Consider the following 5,860-nt stretch of genomic DNA (forward strand, 5'->3'; position numbering starts at 1 on the left):
GGCTGAAACATGCAGCCTCGCCGGCGATTGAGGCACGGGGGTCCGGGGGCAGAGCCCCCGGCCTCTGCGCCGCGCCCGACTCAGTGGTGGATCTGCGTCACGACCACGTCGAGGGACCATGCCTTCGCCGGCTTCGCAGGGGCCTCGGCCTCGACCACGTAGCCGAGGTCCCGCAGGGCCGTGACCAGCTCGGCGGGCGAAGCCGGGGCGGTCCCCGCCAGCAGCAGGTCCCGGACCAGCCGCCCCTTCGTGGCCTTGTTGAAGTGGCTCACCACCGACCGCTTCTCCACCCCGTCCACCAGCTGCGAGTGCAGCACCCGGACGGTCGCGGTCCGCCCCGCCACCTCGCCCTTCGGCTTCCACGCGGCCCCGTACGCCGCCGACCGCAGGTCCAGGACCAGCCCGTCCCCGGCCGCCTCCGGCATGACCTCCGCCATCGGCCCCCGCCAGTACGCGCCGAGCGCCCCCAGACCCGGCAGCTTCACGCCCATCGAGCAGCGGTACGAGGGGATCGCGTCGGTGATCCGGACCGCGCCCCACAGCCCCGAGAAGACGAGCAGCGCGTCCTCGGCCGACGCCCGCGCCGCCGCGGGCAGGTCGGCCAGGCCCAGTGCGTCGTAGAGCACGCCCGTGTAGATCTCGCCCGCCGGACGGGCCCCCGCCGTGCGCAGCTCCACGTTCTTGGCAACCTCGCCGCGCAGGCCCTCGCTCAGGCCCAGCACCTCGCGCGCCTTCGGCTCGTCCGCCGCGCACAGCTCGACCAGCTCCTCCAGCACGGCCGCACGGGCCGGGGCCAGACCGGGCAGCGACAGCGTCTCCGGCTTCAGGGGTGCGCCGGAGCCGCCGGCGGCCTTTCCTTCGGACGGCGGCAGCAGCACGAGCACGGTGGTTCTCCTTCAGTACGACGGCGCAGGGGATGCGGCCCCCGAGCCAGGGTAGACGGCCGCCGTCCCCGCTCGCCGTGCCGTCCGCGCCCGCTCGCCGCGCCGTACGGGCCCGACGCCCCTAGGCTCGACGCATGCCACGCCGTCAGATGCACATGACCGGCGCAGACGGGGCTGCTCTGCGGACCGCGCTGCGTGAACTGCGGACGAAGCTGGAGGTGCCCGAGGACTTCCCGGCGGCGGTCCTCGCGGAGGCCGAGCACGCGGCGGCGCACCCCCGCCTCCCGGAGGCGGACAGCACGGACATCCCCTTCTTCACGATCGACCCGCCGTCCTCCGTCGACCTCGACCAGGCCGTGCACCTGGCGAAGCGCTCCGGCGGCGGCTACCTCGTCCACTACGCCATCGCCGACGTCGCCGCCTTCGTCACCCCCGGCGGCCCGCTCGACGCCGAGGCCCACCGCCGCGTCACCACCCTCTACTTCCCCGACGGGAGGGTCCCGCTGCACCCGGCCGTCCTCTCGGAGGGCGCGGCCAGTCTGCTGCCCGACCAGGTCCGCCCGGCGCTGGTGTGGCGCTTCGACCTGGACCCCGACGGCCGGGTCGAGACCGTCGACGTGCGCCGCGCGCTGGTCCGCAGCCGGGACAGGCTCGACTACGAGGGCGTCCAGAAGGCCATCGACACCGGCACGGCGGAGGAGCCGCTCGCCCTGCTGAAGGACATCGGCCGGCTCCGCGAGGCCCTGGAACAGGCGCGCGGCGGCATCTCCCTCAACGTGCCCGAGCAGGAGGTCGTCGGGCACGACGGGACGTACTCCCTGACCTACCGCGCGCCGCTGCCCGCCGACGGCTGGAACGCGCAGATCTCCCTGATGACCGGCATGGCCGCGGCCGATCTGATGCTGGCCACCGGCACGGGCATCCTGCGCACCCTGCCCAGCGCGCCCGACGGCGCGGTCGGCAGGCTCCGGCGGACGGCGAAGGCCCTGCGCATCGACTGGCCGCACCACGTCCCGTACGCCGAACTCGTACGCTCCCTCGACCCGCACCGTGCGGTCCACGCCGCCTTCCTCCAGGAGTGCACGGCCCTGCTCCGGGGCGCCGGCCACACCGCCTTCACCGGCGGCGAGAGCCCCGACCCGGCGATCCATTCCGCGGTGGCGGCCCCGTACACGCACTGCACCGCGCCGCTGCGCCGTCTCGTCGACCGGTACGCCGGCGAGCTGTGCGTGGCGGCGGCGGCCGGGACCGAGCCGCCGGAGTGGGTGGTGGCGGCCCTGCCCGCGCTCCCGGACGAGATGGCGCGGGGCACGCGGCTGGCGAACACGGTGGAGCGGGAGTCCGTGGACCTCGTCGAGGCCGCCGTGCTGAAGGACCGGGTCGGGGAGACCTTCGAGGCCACGGTCATCGACGTCAAGGACGGGGAGCCGCTGGTGGGCACGGTCCACCTGGAGGACCCGGCGGTGGTCGGCCGCATCGAGTCCACCGCGCTGGACCTGCCGCTGGGCGACCGGATCCGCGTCCGGCTGACGCAGGCCGACCCGGGCACGGCGAAGATCCTCTTCGCGCCCGCCTAGCGGACACGACCTAGGAGGCGGCTGGCTGTCGGCGCAGTGCGGTGACCAGTGCGCGCGGGTCGTCGGCGTGGAAGCGGATGGTCCGTGCCTCGCCCGTGGCGCCGAGCGGCCGGGTGAAGGGGAGGGGCCGGTTCAGCTCCACGGTGACGGAGGTCTGGCTGCCGACGATGAGGTCGAGCACCCCGTCCTCGGACAGGGTGACCAGCCGTCCCTCGGGGTAGCGGCGGTCCACCCGCACCGAGGCCACGGCGTCCGGCGGCACGGCGAGGTCGAACAGGGCCCCGTAGCGGATCCGCAGGGACCCGTCGGGGCGGACCACGTGCGGCCGGGTGACGCAGGCGGCGTGCAGTGCGAGGACGAGCAGGATTCCGTACACGTCCAGCACGAGCACCACCCGGTGCACCGCCGGCCAGGGGATGAGCACGGCCAGGCCGATGGTCTCGATCACCGATACGAAGAGCATCCCGTACATCATGGCCGTCTGCGGTCCGGTGTAGGCGGCGGCCAGGTCACCGGGGCGCACTCCGTGCCTCCCCCGGACGGCCCACCGGCCGAGGGAGGCGGCGGCGCGCAGTTCGTGCAGCACCAGCCGCCGCACCTGCAGCGGGACCACGGCCCGGGCCGCCGACCGGCCGGCGGCCCGCCGGCCCTCCCCGCGGGCCCGCGCGGCGGCGTAGAGGCCGTACAGCACCCGGGCCTCGAACAGCAGCACGCCGACGAGGAGCGCCTCCGTGACGGCGAGCGCCCACCCGGGCAGCCGCACCCCGGCCGCCAGGCACACCACGAGCGCCAGCTCCGCCGGGACGACGGCGGTGATGGCGATCCGTGCCGCCCGTATGCGGGTCATCCCCGCCCCCTCTCCACGAATGCCTCCATGACGCGCCGGACGACTTCCGCCTGCGCGGGCGCGTACTCGGCGAGCAGCGCCTCCTTGAACCCGGCCACGACCACCCCGTCGGTGGGGATCGCGGCGAACACCTCGTCGGGGACGGCCGCCACCAACTCCGCCGCCAGGGGCCCGATCCGCGGATCGTCCACGGCCGCGTCGGCGAGGTCGTCGAGTCGCTCGTACAGCGAGAGCACGGCGGGATCAGTGGCCAGCGGACCGAGCGCGGCGTACATCTCCTGGCCGGCGGCGCCCGTCGCGTCGAGGAGGGTCAGGTGTTCGCGGTCCTTGGCGGCGGCCGGCGAGTCCGTCCGCGGCGCCTTCGCCAACAGCGCGGCGAGCGCGGGCGAGAGGGGCTCGCCCTCCCCCGGCCCGGCGGCGAGGAGCACCGCCAGCCGGCGCCGGCGCTCGTGGATCTCGGCCTCCTGGCGGGCGAGGTCGGCGTCGAGTTCCTGGAGCACCTCGGCCAGTTCGCGTCCTGCGTCGTCCGCGAGGACGTCCCGCACCTCGTCGAGGCTGAGCCCGAGCTCGGTGAGCCTGCGTACGCGGGCCAGCAGGACGGCGTCCCGGAGGCTGTAGGCCCGGTAGCCGTTGGGGCGCCGCTCCGGTTCCGGGAGCAGCCCGACATGGTGGTAGTGCCGGATCGCCCGGGTGGTGACCCCGACGACGGCGGCGATCTCTCCGATCCGCATGACCCCAGTAGAAACCCTGCCGCTGCGTCAAGGTCAAGCCGGTGCGACACAGCCGGTAGCATGGTCGCCACGGCAGACGAGTCGGCCGGGCGGCCGCGTCGGGATCCCAGGATCCCGCCGAGGAACGTCCGGGCTCCACAGAGCAGGGTGGTGGGTAACGCCCACCCGGGGTGACCCGCGGGACAGTGCCACAGAAAACAGACCGCCAGGGGCTTCGGCCCTCGGTAAGGGTGAAACGGTGGTGTAAGAGACCACCAGCGCCTGAGGTGACTCAGGCGGCTAGGTAAACCCCACCCGGAGCAAGGTCAAGAGGATCCGTCTTCGGACGGGTCTGCGCGAACGATCGAGGGCTGCTCGCCCGAGTTCGCGGGTAGACCGCACGAGGCCGGTGGCAACACCGGTCCTAGATGGATGGCCGTCTCCCCGGCGACCGCGAGGTCACCGGGTGACAGAACCCGGCGTACAGGCCGGCTCGTCTGCCGCTTCCACTCCCGTTCGGGGGCAAGCGGTTCTCCCGCCGGGGCGCTGCCCCGGACCCTGCCGGGCGCTGCCCCGGACCCCGCGCCTCAATCGCCGGCGGGGCTGGTGGTGTGGGTCGGTGCCCCGGCGGAGTGTCTCCTCGGCTCGCGCGGTACGGCATGTCTCGGCCGTAGCCGGGGGTGCGCGCTCGTCCTGCGGGGACACTCCCCCGTGTCCCCGCCCCACGGCAGGACTTCGACAGCGCCCCCGAAGCCGCCCCGACGCATGGGGAGCGGGGACGGGGAGGGGTGTCCCCGCAGGACGAGCGCGCAACCACCGCGCACAGCCGAGACATGCCCGCGTCGCGCGAGCCGAGGAGACACCCCTCCCCGGCCCCGCGAACCGGCCCGCACCGTGACGGATCCCGCCCGGCCTCCCGCCAGGGGTACGGCACCGCGACGGATCCCGCCCGGCCTACCGCAGGTGGGAGGTGTCGTTCAGGAGGCGGACCGAGGCGTTGCCGTCCGCGTAGTAGGCCACCGCCGAGAGGGAGGCCGCCGAGAGCTCCATGCGGAACAGGGCTTCCGGCGGGGCGCCCAGGGCGAGGCGGACCAGGATCTTGACCGGGGTCACGTGGGTGACCAGCAGGACCGTGCGGCCCGCGTGGGCGGACAGCAGGCGGTCGCGGGTGGCCGAGATCCGGCGGGTGGCGGACATGAAGCTCTCGCCGCCGCCCGTGGGCGCCGCCTTCGGGGAGTCCAGCCAGGCCTGCAGGTCCTCCGGGAAGCGCTGCTGCACCTCGGCGAAGGTCAGACCCTCCCACGCCCCGAAGTCCACCTCGCGCAGGCCCTCTTCGACCGTCACGGTGAGGCCGAGACGGTCCGCGACCGCCTGCGCGGTCTGCCGGCAGCGGCGCAGCGGGGAGCTGATGATCGTTTGGATGGTGCCGCGGGCGGCCAGCGCCTCGGCGACCGCGGCGGCCTGCCGTAGGCCCGCCGGGGACAGTTCGGGGTCGCTGCCGCCGCTGCCGGAGAAGCGCTTCTGCGGGGTGAGGGCGGTCTCGCCGTGCCGCAGCAGCACGAAGGTGGCCGGAGCCCCCATGTCCGGGCCCCAGCCGTGGCTGCCGGCCACGGCCGGCGCGTCGGCGTCGAGGCAGGGCTCGATCGCCTCCGTCAGGGCCTCGGCGTCGGCGAACAGCGTGTCCGCGAGCTCCTGGGCCGCCGTGGCCTTGGCCGCGGCGGCAGGACCGGAGGCGGAGGCGGTGACCAGATCATCAATATCTCCAAGGGTGTCGCCGGCAAACCAGAGGATGATCGAGATCGGGCTGACGCGGTGAAGTACGCGCTTTCCAAGGGGAAGCTG

At 74.5% G+C, this 5,860-nt stretch carries 5 protein-coding genes, 1 other RNA gene and 1 pseudogene; 3 read left to right on the forward strand and 4 right to left on the reverse strand.

All coding sequences use genetic code 11. The annotated features are described in order from the left end of the window. Window positions 1-80: 80 nt before the first annotated feature. On the reverse strand, window positions 81-884 hold the full coding sequence (gene yaaA, locus ACWGE1_RS39605; RefSeq protein ID WP_453425318.1) for a peroxide stress protein YaaA: 804 nt from the start codon (window positions 882-884) through the stop codon (window positions 81-83). A gap of 134 nt (window positions 885-1,018) precedes the next feature. Here yaaA and ACWGE1_RS39610 point away from each other — a divergent pair, with 134 nt between their 5' ends. Further along, window positions 1,019-2,461 (forward strand): RNB domain-containing ribonuclease, encoded by a 1,443-nt coding sequence (locus ACWGE1_RS39610; protein WP_453425319.1) that lies wholly within the window; start codon window positions 1,019-1,021, stop codon window positions 2,459-2,461. 10 nt (window positions 2,462-2,471) lie between these two features. Here ACWGE1_RS39610 and ACWGE1_RS39615 read toward each other — a convergent pair whose 3' ends face one another. Together ACWGE1_RS39615 and ACWGE1_RS39620 are read right to left on the reverse strand one after the other, a co-directional pair. Then, window positions 2,472-3,308 carry a hypothetical protein gene (locus ACWGE1_RS39615; RefSeq protein ID WP_453425320.1) on the reverse strand — a complete coding sequence of 279 codons (837 nt, stop codon included), beginning with the start codon at window positions 3,306-3,308 and terminating at the stop codon, window positions 2,472-2,474. Further along, a complete protein-coding gene (locus tag ACWGE1_RS39620) occupies window positions 3,305-4,039 on the reverse strand; it encodes a MerR family transcriptional regulator (protein ID WP_453425321.1) in 735 nt (244 codons plus the stop codon). The genes ACWGE1_RS39615 and ACWGE1_RS39620 overlap by 4 nt, the downstream gene beginning before the upstream one ends. A 77-nt stretch (window positions 4,040-4,116) precedes the next feature. Between ACWGE1_RS39620 and rnpB the strand changes: the two genes are divergently transcribed. Beyond that, an RNA gene (rnpB, locus tag ACWGE1_RS39625) (RNase P RNA component class A) lies at window positions 4,117-4,518 on the forward strand. A gap of 454 nt (window positions 4,519-4,972) precedes the next feature. On the opposite strand, the pseudogene ACWGE1_RS39630 reads toward rnpB, so the two are convergent. Then, window positions 4,973-5,617, reverse strand: a pseudogene (locus tag ACWGE1_RS39630) (histidine phosphatase family protein); the annotation flags it as partial. Between ACWGE1_RS39630 and ACWGE1_RS39635 the strand changes: the two are divergent. After that, window positions 5,615-5,860, forward strand: a 246-nt coding sequence (locus ACWGE1_RS39635; RefSeq protein WP_453425322.1) for a hypothetical protein, incomplete at its 3' end; no start/stop codon positions are given. The pseudogene ACWGE1_RS39630 and the gene ACWGE1_RS39635 sit on opposite strands and share 3 nt — an antisense overlap.

This window comes from Streptomyces sp. NPDC054932 (assembly GCF_053610205.1).